The sequence below is a fragment of the Pseudomonas sp. 43A genome (assembly GCF_013363935.1).
Lineage (GTDB): Bacteria > Pseudomonadota > Gammaproteobacteria > Pseudomonadales > Pseudomonadaceae > Aquipseudomonas > Aquipseudomonas crudilactis.
The window spans coordinates 3,774,833-3,793,137 of the sequence record NZ_CP054880.1 but is presented as its reverse complement, the minus strand read 5'-3'; the positions used below and the strand labels follow the sequence as shown (position 1 = coordinate 3,793,137).

Here is an 18,305-nt window from a genome sequence, read left to right as displayed (position 1 = left end):
GTTGTCGTCATGAATCCACAGTTTCCGTCCTTTCTGAAACGCGCATTGTTGGTCACCGCCCTGCTCAGTGCCGGCCACGCCTTCGCGGCTGACGGTGTTGGCTTGCTGGTTTATAACGCCCAGCACGAAAGCCTGACCAAGGCCTGGGTCACCGGTTTCACCGAAGAGACGGGCATTCCGGTGACGATCCGCAATGGCGATGACACCGAAATGGGCAACCAACTGGTGCAGGAAGGCGCGGCCTCGCCGGCCGATGTGTTCCTCACCGAAAACTCCCCGGCGATGGTACTGGTCGACAACGCCAAGCTGTTCGCCCCGATCGCGCCAGCCACGCTGGAACAAGTCGATGCGGCGTACCGCCCGGCACACGGCCAGTGGATCGGTATCGCCGCGCGTTCAACGGTGTTCGTCTACAACCCGGCGAAACTGGCGGAAAAAGACCTGCCGAAATCCCTGCTCGATCTGGCCAAACCGGAGTGGAAAGGCCGTTGGGCTGCCTCGCCGGCCGGTGCCGACTTCCAGGCCATCGTCGCCGCCGTGCTCGAGCAAAAAGGCGAAGCCGCCACGCTGGACTGGCTCAAAGGCATGAAAACCAACGCCAGCGTGTATCGCGGCAACAGCGCCGTGCTCAAAGCGGTGAACGCCGGGCAGATCGACAGCGGCGTGATCTACCACTATTACAGCTTCGTCGATCAGTCCAAGACCGGCGAAAACAGCAAGAACACCCAGCTTTATTACTTCAAACATCAGGACCCGGGCGCGTTTGTCAGTACCTCCGGCGCTGGCGTGCTGGCCTCCAGCAAACGTCAGGAAGAGGCGCAGAAGTTCGTCAAATACATCACCAGCAAAGAAGGCCAGGAGATTCTGCACAGCGGCACCTCGTTTGAGTACGCGGTCGGCAAAGACGCACCGTCCAACCCGAAACTGACGCCGCTGAAAGATCTCGACGCACCCAAAGTCGATGCGTCAAAACTCGACAGCAAGAAAGCCGTCGAGCTGATGACTCAGGCGGGAATCCTGTAAGTGCTCCCCGAAACCCTTCCTGCGCAGGTCGCTGCGGCCTCCTCCGCCAGCCTGAGGCTAAAACCCCGCGCCCTGACCGGGCGCGGTGGTTCTTGGGTGGTCGCGCTGGCCGTCGGTGTTTCACTGTTGTCGTTGCTGCCGATCGCGTTTGTGCTCGGTGTGTCGTGGGCCACCGGTTGGGCGACCATCGAAGCGTTGGTGTTTCGCCCACGGGTGGCGGAACTGCTGATCAACACCGTGCTGCTGGTGTTGATCACCCTGCCGTTGTGCATTCTGCTCGGCACCGCACTGGCCTGGCTGACCGAGCGCACCAACCTGCCCGGTCGACGCCTGTGGTCATTGCTGGCCGTGGCGCCGCTGGCGGTGCCGGCGTTCGTTCACAGCTATGCGTGGGTCAGTCTGATTCCTTCGATTCACGGATTGCCGGCCGGGGTGCTGGTGTCGGTGATCGCTTATTTTCCGTTTCTGTACCTGCCGGTGGCGGCGACATTGCGTCGCCTCGATCCGGCCATTGAAGACGTTGCCGAATCCCTCGGCCTGAAACCGTGGGCGGTGTTTTTCCGGGTGGTGTTGCCACAGTTGCGTCTGGCCATTTGTGGCGGTGCGTTGCTGGTCGGCTTGCACCTGCTGGCCGAATACGGCCTCTACGCGATGATCCGTTTTGATACCTTTACCACGGCGATTTTCGATCAGTTCAAGTCAACCTTTAACGGCCCGGCGGCGAACATGCTGGCGGGCGTTCTGGCCTTGTGTTGTCTGGCGATGCTCACCGTCGAATCCGCCGCCCGAGGCAAGGCGCGCTACGCCCGCGTCGGTTCCGGCAGCGCTCGCGAGCAACGCACGGTGCGCTTGAATCGCGCCAGCGTGTTCCTTGGCTTGAGCCTGCAAGTGCTGACCTGTCTGCTCGCGCTCGGCGTACCGTTGTTGACGTTGGGGCGCTGGCTGATTGCCGGTGGCGCCGAGGTCTGGGGCGGCGACGAACTGTTGCCTGCGCTGCTGCAAACCCTGTCGTTTGGCGTCGCCGGTGCGCTGTTGACCAGTCTGGCGGCGATTCCGATTGCCTGGCTGTCGATCCGCGCGCCGGGCAAATTGCAGCGTCTGCTCGAAGGCTGCAATTACATCACCAGTTCCCTGCCAGGGATTGTCGTGGCGCTGGCACTGGTCACCGTGACCATCCATTTCGCCCGGCCGATCTACCAGACCACCATCACCGTGCTGCTCGCCTATCTGCTGATGTTCCTGCCACGCGCACTGGTCAGCCTGCGTGCCGGTTTTGCCCAGGCGCCAGTAGAACTGGAGAACATTGCGCAAAGCCTCGGCCGATCGCCCCTGCGCGCCTTGTGGCTGATCACCTTGCGCCTCGCGGCACCGGGCGCTGCCGCCGGAGCCGCGCTGGTGTTTCTGGCGATCACCAATGAACTGACCGCGACCTTGCTGCTCGCCCCCAACGGCACCCGTACGCTGGCCACCGGCTTCTGGGCGATGACCAGCGAAATCGATTACGCCGCCGCCGCGCCTTACGCACTGTTGATGGTGCTGCTTTCGCTGCCGCTGACGGCCCTCCTCTATCACCAATCCAGGCGCACCGCTGGCCGATGAACGCACTCGAACTGATCTCCCTGAACAAGTCCTTTGGCGCGCAGAAAGCGCTGGATGACATCTGCCTGTCAGTGCCGACCGGCAGCCGCACGGTGATTGTCGGCCCGTCCGGCTCCGGCAAAACCACGCTGCTGCGGATAATTGCCGGGTTTGAATTCCCCGACGCCGGCAGCCTGACCCTCAACGGTCAGGTGCTGGTCGACAGCACCCATGCGGTGCCCGCCTACCAACGGCAGATCGGCTATGTTCCGCAGGACGGCGCGTTGTTTCCGCACATGACCGTCGCCGCCAATATCGGGTTCGGCCTGGCACTGACCGGCGCGGCCAGACACGAGCGGATCAAGGAGCTGATGGACAGCGTCGCGCTGGACGCCAACATGGCCGAGCGTTGGCCCCATGAACTGTCCGGCGGCCAGCAGCAACGGGTGTCCCTCGCCCGGGCCCTCGCACAGCAGCCACGGCTGATGCTGCTCGATGAGCCCTTCTCCGCCCTCGACACCGGCCTGCGCAGCGCCATGCGCAAAATGGTCGCGCGCTTGCTTGAGGACGCCGGCGTCACCACGATTCTAGTGACCCACGATCAGGGCGAAGCGCTGTCCTTTGCCGATCAGTTGGCAGTGATGCGCGGCGGGCGACTGGTGCAGTCCGGGCATCCGATGGACCTTTACCGCTTTCCCCGCGACGAGCAAACCGCACATTTTCTCGGCGAAGCCGTGGTGATGCCGGCACGGATCGAATCCGGTCTGGCCCACTGCGATCTCGGTCAAGTGCCGGTGAACAGCAACGGTTTCATTGGCGACGCGCAGATCATGCTCAGGCCCGAGCAGTTGCAGTTGTCCGGCGCCGTAGTCGGCACACAAGGCTGCCCCGCCGTGGTCACTGAGCGCGATTTTGCCGGCAACACCTGCACCCTCACCGTCGAACTGCGCTCGCCGATCACTCAGGATCCCGGGCGGTCGCTGCTGGTGCGCAGCTCCGGCATGCACGCGCCGCCTGCTGGCAGCGACGTGCAGTTATCGGTGCTCGGTGCGGCGCATCTGTTCGCCGCGTCCTGATTACAGATCGAAGCGATCCACCGCACGCCGCCGCTCGTTGTCATCACGCACATCGTAGTTGGCGGTGGTCTGGATGTTGCTGTGGTGCGCGAGTTTCTGCGCGATCGACAGATCATGTTCCTCGATGACCCGCGTGATAAACGAGCGACGGAAGTCGTGCGGCATGATCTTCACCCCGACCTGCGTGCCACGCTGACGGGCAATGTAGTAAATCGCGTGTTTGGTGATGCGCTCGCGGGTGATGTGGCTGCCGCGACGGATGCGGTTGAACAGAAAGGCATCGTCGCGCTCGCCTTCCTTGAGCTGCGAGCGCCGCAGTTCCAGCCACGCATCAAGTTTGGCGAATGCCCAGGCCGGCGCGTACTTGATCAGTTGTTTGTTGCCTTTGCCGGTGACGGTCAGGCTGCGCTCAGTGAAGTCGACCTGATTCAAGTCCAGGTCCACCGACTCCGATTTGCGCATGCCGGTGCCGTACAACAACGCAATCACCGCTGCGTCGCGCAGCCCTTGCGGACGCGGATCGGCGGCGCAGACTTCCATCAATTCGTGAATCAAGGTGCGCTTCAAGTTGCGCCCCTGCGACAAGCGCGTGCCGGCAATGGCTTTGACCGAACGCATCTTCAACAAATGATCCTGAGAAATCAGGCTCATGCGCCAGGCTTCATTCATCACACCGCGCACGGCATTCACATAAAGCGAAGAAGTGTTCGGCGCATAGTTGTCTTCGCGCAAAGCGGCAACCAGCGCAACAACATCTTCAGGTTGTAATGCATGCCAGGGAATATCCTCGACATTCATGTCTTCAAAGCCGAGACGGTCAGCCGCATCCTGCAAAACGTAGCGCATGGTCAACTGGCTGGAGGGAGCCAGGCGCGCCAGATACAGGGTCATCGGATTGGTTTGGCGGGTTTGCAGCGGTACAACGGACAAGTCAGTCAAACGTAAAGGCCTTGAGTAAAAACAATTCAACACAGCAACTAACAACTGCAACATTCCCCCTATAAAGGGGACACTTCCGTAGGACTTTTCTACTAAAAACGACGATAAACGGTAGAAGTCTGAACAGCGGCTGTATGAGTTCTAGATAAACGATTCGCCGACCGGTTTTTCATGTTCCTTTCACAAAAACGGGCATAACCTTAATTCCAACAGATCCCGTGTCGGCGCCGTTCAAACTGCCGCGCGAAGCCACAAAAGTCAACCGAACCCCGACGGTAAGTCTTTTCAGCAACTTATTGATGCAAAGGTATTTTTTGCGTCTACGCTGAGATTGGATCCAGTTTGTCGACTTGGTTTTCTTCTGATTGTTTGTGATGAGGTGTTCATGAGTCAGGCGTTTCTCCCCTTCTCTCGTCCGAGTATCGGCGATGAAGAAATCGCAGCCGTAGAGCAAGTATTGCGTTCCGGCTGGATCACCACCGGACCGAAAAATCAGGCACTCGAAGAACAATTCGCGCAATACGTTGGCTGTCGTCACGCGGTGGCACTTTCGTCCGCCACTGGCGGCATGCACATTACCTTGCTGGCCCTGGGCATTGGCCCGGGTGACGAAGTCATCACCCCGTCGCAGACCTGGGTCTCGACCGCCAACATGATTTCCCTGCTCGGCGCCACGCCGGTGTTCGTCGACGTTGATCGCGACACCTTGATGACCGACGCCGCACGCATCGAAGCCGCCATCACCCCACGCACCAAAGCGATCATCCCGGTGCATTACGCCGGCGCCGCGTTCGATCTTGATCCGCTGTACGCGCTGGCCGACAAACACGGCATCGCCGTCATCGAAGACGCCGCCCACGCCGCTGGCACCCGTTACAAGGGCCGTCATGTCGGCGCGCAAGGCACGGCGATTTTCTCCTTCCATGCGATCAAGAACATGACCTGTGCCGAAGGCGCGATGTTCGTCACCGACGACGAAGCCTTGGCCAGCCGTGTGCGCATGCTCAAGTTCCACGGTCTCGGCGTTGACGCCTACGATCGCCTCACCGGTGGCCGCAAACCGCAGGCGCAAGTGATGGAGCCGGGGTTCAAATACAACCTCGCCGACATCAACGCTGCAATTGCCTTGGTGCAACTGGAGCGTCTGGACGCAATCAACGCCCGCCGCACCGAACTGGCTGCCGCCTACCGGCAAAAACTCGAAGGCCTGCCGGTGCAACCGCTGGCCGTACCTGCCTACGCCCAGACCCACGCCTGGCACCTGTTCATCCTGCGCCTCGACAGCGAGCGCTGCGGCATGGATCGCGAAGCCTTCATGAAAGGCTTGCAGGACCAGGGCATCGGCACCGGTATCCATTTCATCGCCACCCACCTGCACACCTGGTATCGCCAGCGTGACCCCGATCTGTATCTGCCCAACACCGAATGGAACTCGGCGCGGCTGTGCTCGATTCCGTTGTTCCCCGACATGAGCGATCAAGACCTTGATCGCGTGGTCGGCGCCATCGCCACTCTTATGGACAAACGCCTGTGAAACCTTATCCGATCCGCTGTGTGTCGATCGTCATCCCGGTCTACAACGAACAGGACAGCCTGCCGGAACTGCTGCGCCGCACTGAAGCGGCCTGCCGCATGCTGCGTCACGATTATGAAATCGTCCTCGTCGACGACGGCAGCCGTGATGAATCCGCCAACCTTCTGGAAGAAGCCGCGAGCCGTGAAGACAGCCCGTTCGTGGCGGTCATCCTCAACCGCAACTACGGCCAGCACGCGGCAATCATGGCCGGTTTCGAACAGTGCAAAGGCGATGTCGTGATCACCCTCGACGCCGATCTGCAGAACCCGCCGGAAGAAATCCCGCGCCTGGTAGCTGAAGCGGAAAAGGGTTACGACGTCGTCGGCACCGTGCGCGGCAACCGTCAGGATTCGGCCCTGCGCCGCTATCCGTCGAAGCTGATCAACCTCGCCGTGCAGCGCTCTACCGGCGTCGCCATGAGCGACTACGGCTGCATGCTCCGCGCTTACCGGCGGACGATCATCGACGCCATGCTGGCCTGCCGTGAACGCAGCACCTTCATCCCGATTCTGGCCAACAGCTTCGCCCGCCACACCACCGAAATCGTCGTGGCCCACGCCGAACGTGAGCACGGCGATTCGAAGTACAGCCCGATGCGTTTGATCAACCTGATGTTCGACCTGATCACCTGCATGACCACCACACCTTTGCGCCTGCTCAGCATCGTCGGTTTCACCATGGCCGGGCTTGGATTGCTGTTTGCATTTGCGTTGATCGTCATGCGCCTGGCGTTCGGTTCCGGCTGGGCCGGTGACGGCATGTTCGTGCTGTTCGCCGTGCTGTTCGTGTTCACCGGTGGCCAGTTCATCGGCATGGGTCTGCTCGGCGAATACCTCGGGCGCATGTACAGCGACGTGCGCGCCCGCCCGCGTTTCTTCATTGAAAAAGTCTTGCGCAGCCACGCCGCCGAGCCGGCGCCTGCGGTCACCGTTGATGGTCTCTCCACTACTACTTCTACTACCGGTCAGGTTCACTCATGAGTGCAAAAACTGTTGTCTTCGCTTACCACGATATTGGCTGCGCCGGCATTCAAGGCCTGCTCGACAGCGGCTATGACATCGCAGCGGTGTTCACTCACGCGGATGACCCGAAAGAAAACGCTTTTTACGGCTCGGTTGCGCAACTGTGCGCCACCAAAGGCATCCCGGTGCATGCCCCGGAAGACGTCAACCACCCGTTGTGGATCGAGCGGATTGCCAAGCTCGCCCCTGAGTACATCTTCTCCTTCTACTACCGCAACCTGCTGAGCGAGCCGCTGCTGGCCCTGGCCAAAAAAGGCGCGTTCAACCTGCACGGCTCGCTTTTGCCGAGCTACCGCGGCCGCGCCCCGGCGAACTGGGTGCTGGTCAACGGCGAGACCGAAACCGGTGTCACGTTGCACCGCATGGTCAAACGTGCCGATGCCGGCGCCATCGTTGCCCAGCAGCGTGTTGCCATTGAACGCAGCGACACCGCGTTGAGCCTGCACGGCAAGCTGCGCACCGCCGCCGTGGATCTGTTGCGTGACACCCTGCCTGCGATGCTGCAAGGCAAAATCAGCGAAACCGCGCAGGACGAATCGAAGGCTACCGTTTTCGGTCGCCGTACCGCCGCGGACGGCAAACTGGTCTGGGCGCAACCGGCCGAGCAACTGTTCAATCTGGTGCGCGCCGTGACTCAGCCGTATCCGGGCGCCTTCTGCGCTGTCGGTGAACACAAACTGATCGTCTGGAGCGCCGAAGTTGCCAAGGGCAACGACGGCCAGGCGCCGGGCCGGGTGATCAGCGTCGATCCGCTGCGCATTGCCTGCGGTGAAGACTCGCTGGTGATCCTCTCCGGTCAACGCAACGACAACGGTCTGTTCCTCAGCGGCCCGCAACTGGCCAGTGAACTCGGTCTGGTCGATGGCTCGCTGCTGCGCGGTGCTGAATCCGGTCGTGCGCCACGTCGCACCCGCGTGCTGATCCTCGGCGTTAACGGTTTTATCGGCAATCACTTGTCCGAGCGTCTGCTGCGTGACGACCGCTACGAAGTCTATGGCCTGGACATCGGTTCCGACGCCATCGACCGTCTGCGCAGCCACCCGCACTTCCACTACGTCGAAGGCGATATCAGCATTCACTCCGAGTGGATCGAGTACCACATCAAGAAGTGCGACGTGGTCCTGCCGCTGGTGGCCATCGCCACGCCGATCGAATACACCCGCAACCCGCTGCGCGTGTTCGAACTCGACTTCGAAGAAAACCTGAAACTGGTGCGCTACTGCGTCAAGTACAACAAGCGCGTGATCTTCCCGTCGACCTCGGAAGTCTATGGCATGTGCCAGGACAAGCACTTCGACGAAGACACCTCGAACCTGGTGGTCGGGCCGATCAACAAGCAGCGCTGGATCTACTCGGTGTCCAAACAACTGCTCGATCGGGTGATCTGGGCGTACGGCGCCAAAGGCTTGAATTTCACCCTGTTCCGTCCTTTCAACTGGATGGGCCCGCGCCTTGATCGTCTGGATTCGGCACGCATCGGCAGTTCGCGCGCCATCACCCAATTGATCCTCAATCTGGTCGAAGGCACGCCAATCCGCCTGTTCGACGGCGGCGAGCAGAAACGCTGCTTCACCGACATCGCTGATGGCGTCGAGGCGCTGGCACGGATCATCGATAACGACAACGACGTCTGCAACGGCCAGATCATCAACATCGGCAACCCGGACAACGAAGCCAGCATTCGTCAATTGGGTGAAGAGCTGCTGCGTCAGTTCGAAGCGCATCCGCTGCGCGATAACTTCCCGCCGTTCGCCGGTTTCCGCGACGTCGAGAGCAAGGCGTTCTATGGCGCGGGCTATCAGGACGTCGAACACCGTAAGCCAAGCATCGCCAACGCCAAGCGTCTGCTCGACTGGACGCCGACCGTGGAAATGCGCGAGACCATTGGCAACACGCTCGACTTCTTCTTGCGTGAAGCCATGCTCGAACAAGCGGACAAGCGCTAATGCAGGCCGGTCTACGCATCGACGTCGACACCTTTCGCGGCACCCGTGAAGGGGTGCCGCGTTTGCTGGAAATGCTCGACGAGGCGCAGATCAAGGCAACGTTTTTCTTCAGTGTCGGCCCCGACAACATGGGCCGGCATCTGTGGCGCCTGATCCGCCCGCAGTTTCTCTGGAAAATGCTCCGCTCCAACGCGGCCGGCCTGTACGGCTGGGACATTCTGCTGGCCGGCACCGCGTGGCCGGGCAAACCGATTGGCCGTGATCTCGGGCACTTGATGCGTCAGGCCCGCGATGCCGGTCATGAGGTTGGCCTGCATGCGTGGGATCACCACGGCTGGCAGGCCAACGCCGGGACCTGGAGCGATAAGCAACTGATCGAGCAGATTCGTCAGGGCGTCGACACCTTGAGCGACATTCTCGGCGCGAAAGTCGACTGTTCCGCCGCCGCTGGTTGGCGTGCCGACGAGCGCGTGATCGAGGCCAAACAAGCCTTCGGCTTTCGCTACAACAGCGATTGCCGAGGGCAACGCCTGTTTCGTCCACTGTTGGCCGACGGCACACCGGGCACGCCGCAGATTCCGGTGGACCTGCCGACCTTCGACGAAGTCGTCGGACCGATCGTAGCGGCGCGGGACTTCAACGGTTTCATCCTCGATCACTTTCGCCCGCAACAGCTCAACGTCTACACCATTCACGCCGAAGTAGAAGGGATTCTGATGGCTGAAGATTTTCGTCAATTGCTGGCCGATGCGCGCCAGCGAGATATCGATTTCAAACCGCTGGGCGATTTGCTGCCCGAGTTCTTCAACACCTTGCCCGTGGGTCGCGTGCAACGCGGCGCCCTCGACGGCCGTGAAGGCTGGCTGGGAGTGCAAGGCGCATGACTAAACGCTGGACGCTGCCACTGCTGTTGCTGGTCATTTGCTTGCTGGCCTATCTGCTGCCGCTGGGCACACACGGCTTGTGGATTCCCGACGAAACTCGCTACGCACAGATCAGTCAGGACATGCTGCTGAGCGGCAACTGGGTGTCGCCGCACTTCATGAGCCTGCGCTACTTCGAGAAGCCGATTGCCGGTTACTGGATGATCGCGCTGGGTCAGGAGTTGTTTGGGCAAAACCTGTTCGGTGTGCGTTTCGCGTCGGCGCTGAGCACTGGATTGAGTGTGCTGCTGTGCTATCTGGTCGCCCGGCGCTTGTGGAACGAACCGCGCAAAAGTTTCGTCTGCGCCCTGCTCTACATGAGTTTTACCGTGGTCGCGGGTCAGGCCGGTTACGCCAACCTCGATCCGCAATTCACCTTCTGGGTCAACCTGAGTCTGGTGGCGCTGTGGTTTGCCCTCGACAGTCACACCGGCGGCAAGCGCATGGCAGCCTGGGCGGTAATGGGGCTGGCCTGCGGCATGGGTTTCATGACCAAGGGTTTTCTCGCCTGGCTGCTGCCGGTGTTGATCGCGCTGCCGTGGATGCTCTGGCAAAAGCGCTGGCGTGAACTGCTGATGTTTGGCCCGGTGGCGATTGCCGTGGCGATCATCGTCAGTCTGCCGTGGGTGCTGTCGGTGCATGCGCAGGAGCCGGACTACTGGCGGTTCTTCTTCTGGCACGAACATATTCGTCGCTTTGCCGGTGATGACGCGCAACACGATGCGCCGTGGTGGTTCTATCTGCCGCTGCTGGTGGCGTTCAGTCTGCCGTGGGTGGGGTTGCTGCCGACTGCGTTCAAGCAAGCCTGGCAAAACCGCGCTCAGTCGAAAATGGTCTTTGTGCTGCTCTGGCTGGCGATGCCGCTGGGGTTTTTCAGCCTGGCCAACGGCAAACTGCCGACCTACATCCTGCCGTGCCTGCTGCCGATGGCCTTGCTGCTCGGTAACGCCGTGGCCGACCGCTTGCGTCTTGAGCAAGGTCGCGCGCTGAGCATCAATGGTCTGCTCAATCTGTTGCTGGGCGTCGTCACGTTGATTGCGCTGGTCTATCTGCAACTGACCAAACCGGTCTACGACCACGAACTGCACAGCATGGTGCTGGTGTTCATTGCGTTGATCGGCTGGATCATCGCCAACCTGCTGCAAGCCTTTCTGCCGCTGCAATGCTGGGCGGCACCGGCGCTGGGCAGCCTGTTGCTGATCGCCGTATTGCCAGCGGCGCTGCCGAAATCGGTGGTCGCCAACAAGATGCCGGATCAGTTCATCAAGCATCACGTCACCGAACTTTCGCAAACCACCCACCTGCTGAGCAACGATCTCGGCGCGGCGTCGGCACTGGCCTGGCGCCTGAAAACCCCGCAAGTGGCGTTGTACAACACGATAGGCGAATTGAAATATGGCCTTGCCTATCCTGACGGCATTCAACAGCGGGTCGATCCCGATCACGTGCAACAGTGGATGCGCGAGGCGCGCCGCAGCGGTTCAGTCGGCGTGGTGATGCGCGTCAAGGGGCAGGACGAACTGGACGAAATCGACAGATTGCCAAAGGACGGCATCCGTTACGAACAGGGCAACCTGGTGATCATGATCCTGCCCAAGGAGGCGTCATGAGCCTGTTGCTGCTGTTGGCTGCGTGCCTGCTGACCTGTCTCGGTCAGATTGCGCAGAAATACGCCGTGGAGAGCTGGCGCGGTGTCGAGTCGGGCTGGGCCGACAAACTGCGCTCGCCGTGGTTGTGGCTGGCCCTGCTCGCCCTCGGCTCGGGTCTGCTGGTCTGGCTGCTGGTGTTGCAGCGTCTGGAAGTCGGCATCGCCTATCCGATGCTCAGCCTCAACTTCGTGCTGATCACCCTGATCGCGCGCTTCGTCTTCCGTGAACCGATCGACCGCCAGCATTGGCTTGGCGTGGCGTTGGTGATCGGCGGCGTGGTTTTGCTGGGGCAACAGTCATGAATCAACGTCGTGGCATCACCTTCGCACTGGGCAGCGTGTTACTCGTCAGCGCTGCGCAACTGGGCATGCGCTGGAGCATGACCCGCCTGCCCGCACCGGAACAATGGCTGCACAGCGACAGCCTCGATTGGCGCGCGCTGGCCGTGGTCATCGCGGCGATCTTCGCCTACGCCCTGTCGATGCTCTGCTGGCTCGCCGCCCTGCGCGACCTGCCGCTGGGCCGCGCTTACTCGCTGCTGAGCATCAGCTATGCGCTGGTGTACCTGCTGGCGGCCAGTCTGCCGCTGTTCAACGAATCCTTCAGTTTCACTAAATCACTGGGCGTGGCGCTGGTCATGCTCGGGGTCATCACCATCAACACTCGTCCGGCTCGTGCGCCCGCATTCAGGAGTGCTCCATGAAAATCACAGTATTTGGCAGCGGTTACGTCGGTCTGGTGCAAGCGGCTGTGTTGGCCGAAGTCGGCCATGATGTCGTGTGCATGGACGTCGACCAGAAGAAGGTCGACCTGTTGCGTCAGGGTCACGTGAGCATTTTCGAACCGGGGCTGGCCAGCCTGGTGCGTGAAGGTCTGGATTCGAAACGCCTGCAATTCACCACTGATGAAAAACTCGCCGTGCAGCATGGTCGGGTGGCGTTTATCGCGGTAGGTACACCGTCGCGTGAGGATGGATCGGCGGATCTGCGCTACGTGCTGTCGGTGGGTGACGCGATTGCCCGGCATCGTGAGCAGGCGTTGATCATCGTCGAGAAATCCACGGTGCCGGTGGGCACTGGCGATACCCTGCGCACGCACATCGAAAAAGCCTTGATCAAGGTCGGCCGCCTGCTGCAGTTCGATATCGTCTCCAACCCGGAATTTCTCAAGGAAGGCTCGGCGGTTGCCGACTGCCGTCGTCCGGACCGCATCGTCATCGGCTGCGAGGGAGATGAAGTGCGCGACGTGATGCGTGATCTGTACTCGCCGTTCAACCGCAACCACGACCGCATCATGTTCATGGACCTGCGCAGCGCCGAGCTGACCAAGTACGCCGCCAACTGCATGCTGGCGACCAAGATCAGCTTCATCAACCAGATTGCCGAACTCGCCGAACACCTGGGTGCCGACATCGAATCGGTGCGCCAGGGCATCGGTGCTGACACGCGCATCGGTTACCACTTCATCTACCCGGGCTGCGGGTATGGCGGCTCGTGCTTCCCGAAAGACATGCGCGCGCTGATCCACAGCGCCGAAGAAGCGCATTGCTCCAGCGACTTGCTGCAAGCGGTCGAGGCGATCAACCAGCGGCAGAAACACAAGTTGTTCGAGCGTATCAATGCGTTCTACAAGGGTGATCTGCGCGGCAAGACCTTCGCCCTGTGGGGCCTGGCATTCAAACCCAACACCGATGACATGCGCGATGCACCGAGCCGGGTGTTGCTGGAAGAGTTGTGGGCGGCCGGTGCCAGCGTGCGCGCGTTCGACCCGGAAGCCATGCAGGAAACCCAGAACCTCTACCCGGACGAGTCGAAACTGATGCTGATGGGCACGCCGGAATCGGTATTGCCCGGCGCCGACGCGCTGATCATCTGCACCGAGTGGCAGCAGTTCAAGGCTCCGGATTTTGATCTGATCAAACAGCGTCTCAACACCCCGGTGATCTTTGACGGGCGCAACCTTTACGACGCCGAGCGTCTGGCGCGCAACGGCTTCCAGTACTTCCCGATGGGCCGTGGCGAATCGCGCAAATTGCCGATCCCGCTGCAACAGTGGCCGCACGCGTCCGACGTCGCTTGATCGCGTTATCGCCCGAGATTCGCCGGCAGTCCCTGATCACAGGGCTGCTGGCGTTTTTAGTGTTCATGGCCGGGGTCTACGGGCAGGCTCCGATCGGTTTCGACTCGCGGTTTGTGCTGTTTGCGCAGGAAATGCTGCGCCATGGGCCGACGGTGTTTCCGACCACTTATGGTCAGCCGTACGCGGATTATTCAGCGGTTTCGACGCTGTTTATCTGGCTGCTGTCGTTGCCGTTCGGCGCGGTGAATGCGTTGACTGCGTGGGCGCCAAGTGCGTTCGCGGGCGCGTTGATCGTGACACTGATGTATCGACTGCTGGCTCCGTACTCACGGCGTTGGGCGTTGATCAGTATTGCCTTGCTGATGCTGACCAGCGGTTTCGTCACAGAAGTGCGCGCAGTGTCGCAGGATTTGATGCTCGCGGCGGTGGCGTTTGCGGTGTTCTATCTGGGTTATGCCCATGATCATTTTGGCGGCGGACGTCGTTGGCCGCTGATCTTCGTATTGCTCTTGCTGGGTTTCGGGATTCGCGGGCCGATCGGGCTGGTGGTGCCGACCGGTATGCTGTGCAGCTATTACCTGCTCAACCGTGAATGGTCGCGGCTGCTGGTGTTCGGCGTGTTGGCTTCGCTGTTGCTCGCAGCCTGTGTCGGCCTGCTGTTGTGGCTGGCGAAACTCAGCGGTGGCCCGGTCTTCTTGCAGGACGTGATTCGCATGCAGTTCATGGGGCGCATGGACGGCAGCGAAGGTGTCAGTGGTTCGCTGTATTACTTCACCAGCTCGCTCGGTAACTATGCGCTGGCGTATCCGTTGGCATTGCTGGTGTTGGCGGCGGCCTGGCTAAGCAAACCGCAGCAACGTGGCCCGGCGCTGCGCTTGGTGCAGTATTGCGCGGCGGCGGGGTTGATCGTGATGCTCGGGCTTTCGATTCCGCAGGCGAAGAAGGCCCGGTATGTGCTGCCGATGCTGCCGATGGCGGCGATCATTGCGGCGTATCCGTTTCAGGTCGCGCACGGGCGCGTGTTCCGCTATTTGCGCGGTTTGCTCATGGGCTTGTGGCTGGTCACGCCGGGCTTGTTGCTGGTGGTTTTGCTGGTTGCCCAACGGCGCTTTCCCGAGCAGTTGAGTGAAGTTTCTGTTGTCTTGATCGCGTTGGGCGTTTTTCAGTTGCTGGCTCTGTCGAGATTGTTGGTCCCGCGTTGGCGCGCCGAACTGTTGGCATTGTGTGCCGTGTTGGCGCTATGGACGGTGTATGCGGCAGTGTTTGAACCGGTGGAGCGGCGCCTGTATGACACGCAGACATTCAGTCTCGCGGTGTTCGCCCAGGTTCAGCAAAATCCGGCGCCACTGGTGTTGCACGGCATGGGCAAGGACGCGAAGGCGATCAAGTTCATGGTCAATCTCTCGCAGGATCTGCAACCGCAGTTCAGCGACTCGGTGCAGCAGCTGGAGGCGCTCAAAGGTCCGGCGTGGTTGATGATGGATCGCAGTGATCTGCCATCCCTCAAGGCCACACCGCTGGAAAACGCGCAGCCGGTGTTGAGTGGGCGTTTCGACAAAAACGACTATGTATTGCTGTGGCTGAAACCGTAACCTGTCGACCTTTTGATCGGCAGGATGCGCCTCAACATGACCATCGACGTACGCCGCGCCAGCCTCGCTGACGCGGTTGCCCTCCCCGCGATCGAGCGCTCGGCAGCGCAATTGTTTCGTCTTGATCCTTCACTGGCATGGCTGGCTGATGCCGAGGTGCCCGCTGCTGCGCGACATCTGCTGGCCATCGAACAGGCGTACGTGTGGGTTGCGGCAAATAGCGACGGGCAACTGACTGGATTTGTTCGTGCTGTAGCTATCGATCAGCACCTGCACATTGAGGAGCTGTCCGTCAGTCAGGCTTTTCAAGGACAAGGCATGGGGCGCGCACTGGTTGCGGCCGTCATTGAACAAGCGCGCGCGATGCAGTTGAACTCAGTGACGCTGACCACCTTTCGCGATCTGCCGTGGAATGCGCCGTTTTATCAGAGGTTGGGGTTTGTCGAGTTGGCGAATGTACAAGCCGATCGCCATTTACGCGATGCGCTGCAAGCCGAAGTCCGTTATGGCTTTCCCGCAGAGCGGCGCTGCGCCATGCGCCTGCCCCTTTCCTGAAGACCACACACCCCCCTGTAGGAGCGAGCTTGCTCGCGAATGCGGTGGTCCTGTGACATGGATGTTGACTGACAAACTGCTTTCGCGAGCAAGCTCGCTCCCACAGGGATAGTGTTGTGGCAGCTTGACCGGTGATGGCCGCCCGGTGAGGATGACGTACGCCCACCAGGCATTTGAAATAAGGACATTGACCCTTCGTGGCCACCTACTCACGCCTCATCCGCCGGTTGATGATCAGTTCGCTGACCGTCGTCATCAGCCGTGCGCTGATCAGCCCGCTACTGACGCTGTTCCTCAGCAACAAGCTCGGCCTCAACCCACAGGACGTCGGTCTGCTGTTGGGCATCGCGGTGTTCAGCGCCACGCTATTGTCGTTGTACGGCGGCTACATCATCGATCGGCTCGACAAGCGCCGGTTGCTGATCCTGATCATGCTCTCGAGTGGTATCGGTCTGATCCTGCTGACCTTCGCGCAGAATCTGTATCTGGTCACCGTGGTGCTGATCATCAGCGAAACGGCGTCGGCGCTGTTCCTGATCTGCTCCAAAGCCATCCTCAGTGAAAATCTGCCGGTGGGCCAACGGGTCAAGGCGTTTTCCCTCAACTACACACTGACCAACATCGGTTACGCCGTCGGCCCGATGATCGGCGTGGTGATTGCCGGCGTTCAGCCGTCAGCGCCGTTTATCGTCGCAGGCGCGATTGCCATCGGCAGCCTCTTTCTGCTGCTCGGTCCCGCGCGCGAAGCAAATCCTCCCTCAATCGTCGCTCAGCCACAAAGTTTTCTGAAAACCCTGATCATCCTGAAAAACGATCGCACGATGATCCTGTTTACCTTGGGTTGCCTGCTCAGTACGTTGGTACACGGGCGTTTCACCCTGTACCTGTCGCAATACCTGCTGGTCACGCATACCCAGCAACAGACCCTGGACACCATGGCCGCCCTGCTCGCCTGCAACGCGATCACGGTGATTGTGTTGCAGTACCAGATCGGCCGTTTACTCAGCCGCGAACACCTGCGCCACTGGATTGCCGGCGGCACCGCGTTGTTCATCGTCGGGCTGATCGGCTTCAGTCTGGCCGACAGTCTGGTCGGCTGGTGCGTGGCGATGTTCATCTTCACCTTGGGCGAGATGATCATCTATCCGGCAGACTTCCTGTTTGTCGACACCCTGGCTCCCGAAGAACTGCGCGGCAGCTATTACGGCGCGCAGAACCTTGCGGCCCTGGGCGGCGCGGCGAGCCCCGTCATGTGCGGGTTTCTGCTGATGCATACGTCGGCGCCGAGCATGTTCTATGCCTTGAGCGCCTTGGCGGCAGTGGGCGGCTATTTGTGCTTCGTCAGTGGCCGTCGAGTTGCTTCAATTCAAAAATAATGCACTAAAGCTGCATTAATATGAATTTGTCAGCATCGAGATTGATCGGCAAACTGTGCACGTTCCTCCCCCAATGTTGGAACGCTTCGAGGGCTTTCCGGATATGCCGGACAAGTCCTTTTTTTTGCCTCGGATTTGCTGCAAGGATCGGATTCACATGCTCGCTCGCTGGTTGCCCGCCGCCATCAACACCCGCCCCACCGAATGGAGCCGTGCCGCCATCGGCATGGCATTGGGCACATTGTTCAGTGTGTGGTTGTGCGCGCAGGTGTTCGGCCATGAAGTCGCCTATCACCTGATCGGCCCGCTGGGGGCATCGGCTGTGTTGTTGTTTGCCGTGTCCTCCGGTGCTCTCGCTCAGCCGTGGTCAATTCTCGGCGGGTATTTGTGTGCTGGTGTCGTCGCGTTGCTGGTGGCCCATGTGCTCGGCCGGACTTTGGGCAGCGCCTGTCTGGCGGCGGGCATGGCGTTGATTCTGATGTGCTGGCTGCGTTGTCTGCATCCGCCGGCCGGAGCGTTGGCACTGACGCTGGTGCTGGCCGATCCGGCGACCATCGCCATGGACTGGAAAGCCATGGAACCGGTGATGCTCGGCGCGGCGTGCATGCTGCTCAGTGCCCTCGCCTACAACAACCTGACGCGCATTCGTTATCCGAAACGTCCGACGGAACCGGCGCCGGTGCTTGGGCCGGTCGACAGTCAGGCGATCACCGCCGAAGACCTGAAACTTGCCTTGGCCGAGATGGAAGCCTTCATCGACATCACCCCCGAGGATCTCGAACAACTGATCCACGCCAGCGAACTGCACGCCAAGCGCCGCAGCATTACCCAAACCTTCCGTTGACTCTGTGTAGGAGCTGCCGCAGGCTGCGATCTTTTGATCTTTAAAATCAAAGTCAAAAGATCGCAGCCTGCGGCAGCTCCTACATGAGCGCGCACATTTTCGACCAAGGTAAAAACGCAAACTCCCC

The 18,305-nt window shown here is 60.7% G+C and carries 16 protein-coding genes; 15 read left to right on the top strand and 1 reads right to left on the bottom strand.

The genetic code is table 11. The annotated features are described in order from the left end of the window. Positions 1 to 9 precede the first annotated feature (9 nt). From HUW52_RS16650 to HUW52_RS16640, 3 genes are read left to right on the top strand one after another with little or no spacing between them, the layout of a single operon-like run. Complete coding sequence (locus HUW52_RS16650) at positions 10 to 1,023, top strand: iron ABC transporter substrate-binding protein (RefSeq protein ID WP_175554287.1); 1,014 nt, start codon at positions 10 to 12, stop codon at positions 1,021 to 1,023. Next, the gene (locus HUW52_RS16645; RefSeq protein WP_175554286.1) at positions 1,024 to 2,622 is read left to right on the top strand and encodes an iron ABC transporter permease; all 1,599 of its coding nucleotides are present in this window, start codon (positions 1,024 to 1,026) and stop codon (positions 2,620 to 2,622) included. After that, positions 2,619 to 3,677, top strand: a complete 1,059-nt coding sequence (locus tag HUW52_RS16640; protein ID WP_093432691.1) for an ABC transporter ATP-binding protein — start codon at positions 2,619 to 2,621, stop codon at positions 3,675 to 3,677. Before HUW52_RS16645 ends, HUW52_RS16640 begins: the two co-directional genes overlap by 4 nt. Here the strand turns inward: HUW52_RS16640 and xerC are convergent, their stop codons facing one another. Beyond that, entirely contained in the window at positions 3,678 to 4,568 is an 891-nt protein-coding gene (xerC, locus tag HUW52_RS16635) for a tyrosine recombinase XerC (protein WP_049802099.1), read from the bottom strand. A gap of 433 nt (positions 4,569 to 5,001) precedes the next feature. Here xerC and arnB point away from each other — a divergent pair, with 433 nt between their 5' ends. The 12 genes from arnB (at position 5,002) to HUW52_RS16575 (ending at position 18,178) form a co-directional block, all read left to right on the top strand. Continuing rightward, complete coding sequence (gene arnB / locus HUW52_RS16630; protein ID WP_175554285.1) at positions 5,002 to 6,150, top strand: UDP-4-amino-4-deoxy-L-arabinose aminotransferase; 1,149 nt, start codon at positions 5,002 to 5,004, stop codon at positions 6,148 to 6,150. Further along, positions 6,147 to 7,172, top strand: coding sequence for an undecaprenyl-phosphate 4-deoxy-4-formamido-L-arabinose transferase (gene arnC / locus HUW52_RS16625; protein ID WP_016986762.1), 1,026 nt, complete (start codon positions 6,147 to 6,149; stop codon positions 7,170 to 7,172). The genes arnB and arnC overlap by 4 nt, the downstream gene beginning before the upstream one ends. Beyond that, complete coding sequence (gene arnA / locus HUW52_RS16620; RefSeq protein ID WP_175554284.1) at positions 7,169 to 9,160, top strand: bifunctional UDP-4-amino-4-deoxy-L-arabinose formyltransferase/UDP-glucuronic acid oxidase ArnA; 1,992 nt, start codon at positions 7,169 to 7,171, stop codon at positions 9,158 to 9,160. Before arnC ends, arnA begins: the two co-directional genes overlap by 4 nt. Then, a complete protein-coding gene (gene arnD / locus HUW52_RS16615) occupies positions 9,160 to 10,044 on the top strand; it encodes a 4-deoxy-4-formamido-L-arabinose-phosphoundecaprenol deformylase (RefSeq protein ID WP_175554283.1) in 885 nt (294 codons plus the stop codon). Before arnA ends, arnD begins: the two co-directional genes overlap by 1 nt. Then, positions 10,041 to 11,693, top strand: a complete 1,653-nt coding sequence (gene arnT, locus HUW52_RS16610) for a lipid IV(A) 4-amino-4-deoxy-L-arabinosyltransferase (protein ID WP_175554282.1) — start codon at positions 10,041 to 10,043, stop codon at positions 11,691 to 11,693. The genes arnD and arnT overlap by 4 nt, the downstream gene beginning before the upstream one ends. Then, a complete protein-coding gene (arnE, locus tag HUW52_RS16605; RefSeq protein WP_123449959.1) occupies positions 11,690 to 12,034 on the top strand; it encodes a 4-amino-4-deoxy-L-arabinose-phosphoundecaprenol flippase subunit ArnE in 345 nt (114 codons plus the stop codon). The genes arnT and arnE overlap by 4 nt, the downstream gene beginning before the upstream one ends. Beyond that, positions 12,031 to 12,435 (top strand): 4-amino-4-deoxy-L-arabinose-phosphoundecaprenol flippase subunit ArnF, encoded by a 405-nt coding sequence (gene arnF, locus HUW52_RS16600; RefSeq protein WP_175554281.1) that lies wholly within the window; start codon positions 12,031 to 12,033, stop codon positions 12,433 to 12,435. The genes arnE and arnF overlap by 4 nt, the downstream gene beginning before the upstream one ends. After that, the gene (locus HUW52_RS16595; RefSeq protein ID WP_123449961.1) at positions 12,432 to 13,811 is read left to right on the top strand and encodes a UDP-glucose/GDP-mannose dehydrogenase family protein; all 1,380 of its coding nucleotides are present in this window, start codon (positions 12,432 to 12,434) and stop codon (positions 13,809 to 13,811) included. Before arnF ends, HUW52_RS16595 begins: the two co-directional genes overlap by 4 nt. Further along, a complete protein-coding gene (locus tag HUW52_RS16590) occupies positions 13,808 to 15,403 on the top strand; it encodes a glycosyltransferase family 39 protein (protein WP_175554280.1) in 1,596 nt (531 codons plus the stop codon). Before HUW52_RS16595 ends, HUW52_RS16590 begins: the two co-directional genes overlap by 4 nt. Positions 15,404 to 15,439: 36 nt before the next feature. Further along, on the top strand, positions 15,440 to 15,958 hold the full coding sequence (locus HUW52_RS16585; protein ID WP_175554279.1) for a GNAT family N-acetyltransferase: 519 nt from the start codon (positions 15,440 to 15,442) through the stop codon (positions 15,956 to 15,958). Positions 15,959 to 16,155: 197 nt separating this feature from the next. Continuing rightward, positions 16,156 to 17,334 carry an MFS transporter gene (locus HUW52_RS16580; RefSeq protein WP_175554278.1) on the top strand — a complete coding sequence of 393 codons (1,179 nt, stop codon included), beginning with the start codon at positions 16,156 to 16,158 and terminating at the stop codon, positions 17,332 to 17,334. A gap of 157 nt (positions 17,335 to 17,491) precedes the next feature. Next, the gene (locus HUW52_RS16575) at positions 17,492 to 18,178 is read left to right on the top strand and encodes an HPP family protein (protein WP_016986772.1); all 687 of its coding nucleotides are present in this window, start codon (positions 17,492 to 17,494) and stop codon (positions 18,176 to 18,178) included. Positions 18,179 to 18,305 lie beyond the last annotated feature (127 nt).

Excerpts from the sequence above, each read along its gene's own strand:
- HUW52_RS16650 (WP_175554287.1), top strand. The coding sequence starts at position 10 with ATGAATCCACAGTTTCCGTCCTTTCTGAAACGCGCATTGTTGGTCACC.
- HUW52_RS16640 (WP_093432691.1), top strand. The coding sequence starts at position 2,619 with ATGAACGCACTCGAACTGATCTCCCTGAACAAGTCCTTTGGCGCGCAG.
- xerC (WP_049802099.1), bottom strand. The coding sequence starts at position 4,568 with ATGACCCTGTATCTGGCGCGCCTGGCTCCCTCCAGCCAGTTGACCATG.
- arnB (WP_175554285.1), top strand. The coding sequence starts at position 5,002 with ATGAGTCAGGCGTTTCTCCCCTTCTCTCGTCCGAGTATCGGCGATGAA.
- arnA (WP_175554284.1), top strand. The coding sequence starts at position 7,169 with ATGAGTGCAAAAACTGTTGTCTTCGCTTACCACGATATTGGCTGCGCC.
- arnD (WP_175554283.1), top strand. The coding sequence starts at position 9,160 with ATGCAGGCCGGTCTACGCATCGACGTCGACACCTTTCGCGGCACCCGT.
- arnT (WP_175554282.1), top strand. The coding sequence starts at position 10,041 with ATGACTAAACGCTGGACGCTGCCACTGCTGTTGCTGGTCATTTGCTTG.
- arnE (WP_123449959.1), top strand. The coding sequence starts at position 11,690 with ATGAGCCTGTTGCTGCTGTTGGCTGCGTGCCTGCTGACCTGTCTCGGT.
- arnF (WP_175554281.1), top strand. The coding sequence starts at position 12,031 with ATGAATCAACGTCGTGGCATCACCTTCGCACTGGGCAGCGTGTTACTC.
- HUW52_RS16595 (WP_123449961.1), top strand. The coding sequence starts at position 12,432 with ATGAAAATCACAGTATTTGGCAGCGGTTACGTCGGTCTGGTGCAAGCG.
- HUW52_RS16585 (WP_175554279.1), top strand. The coding sequence starts at position 15,440 with ATGACCATCGACGTACGCCGCGCCAGCCTCGCTGACGCGGTTGCCCTC.
- HUW52_RS16575 (WP_016986772.1), top strand. The coding sequence starts at position 17,492 with ATGCTCGCTCGCTGGTTGCCCGCCGCCATCAACACCCGCCCCACCGAA.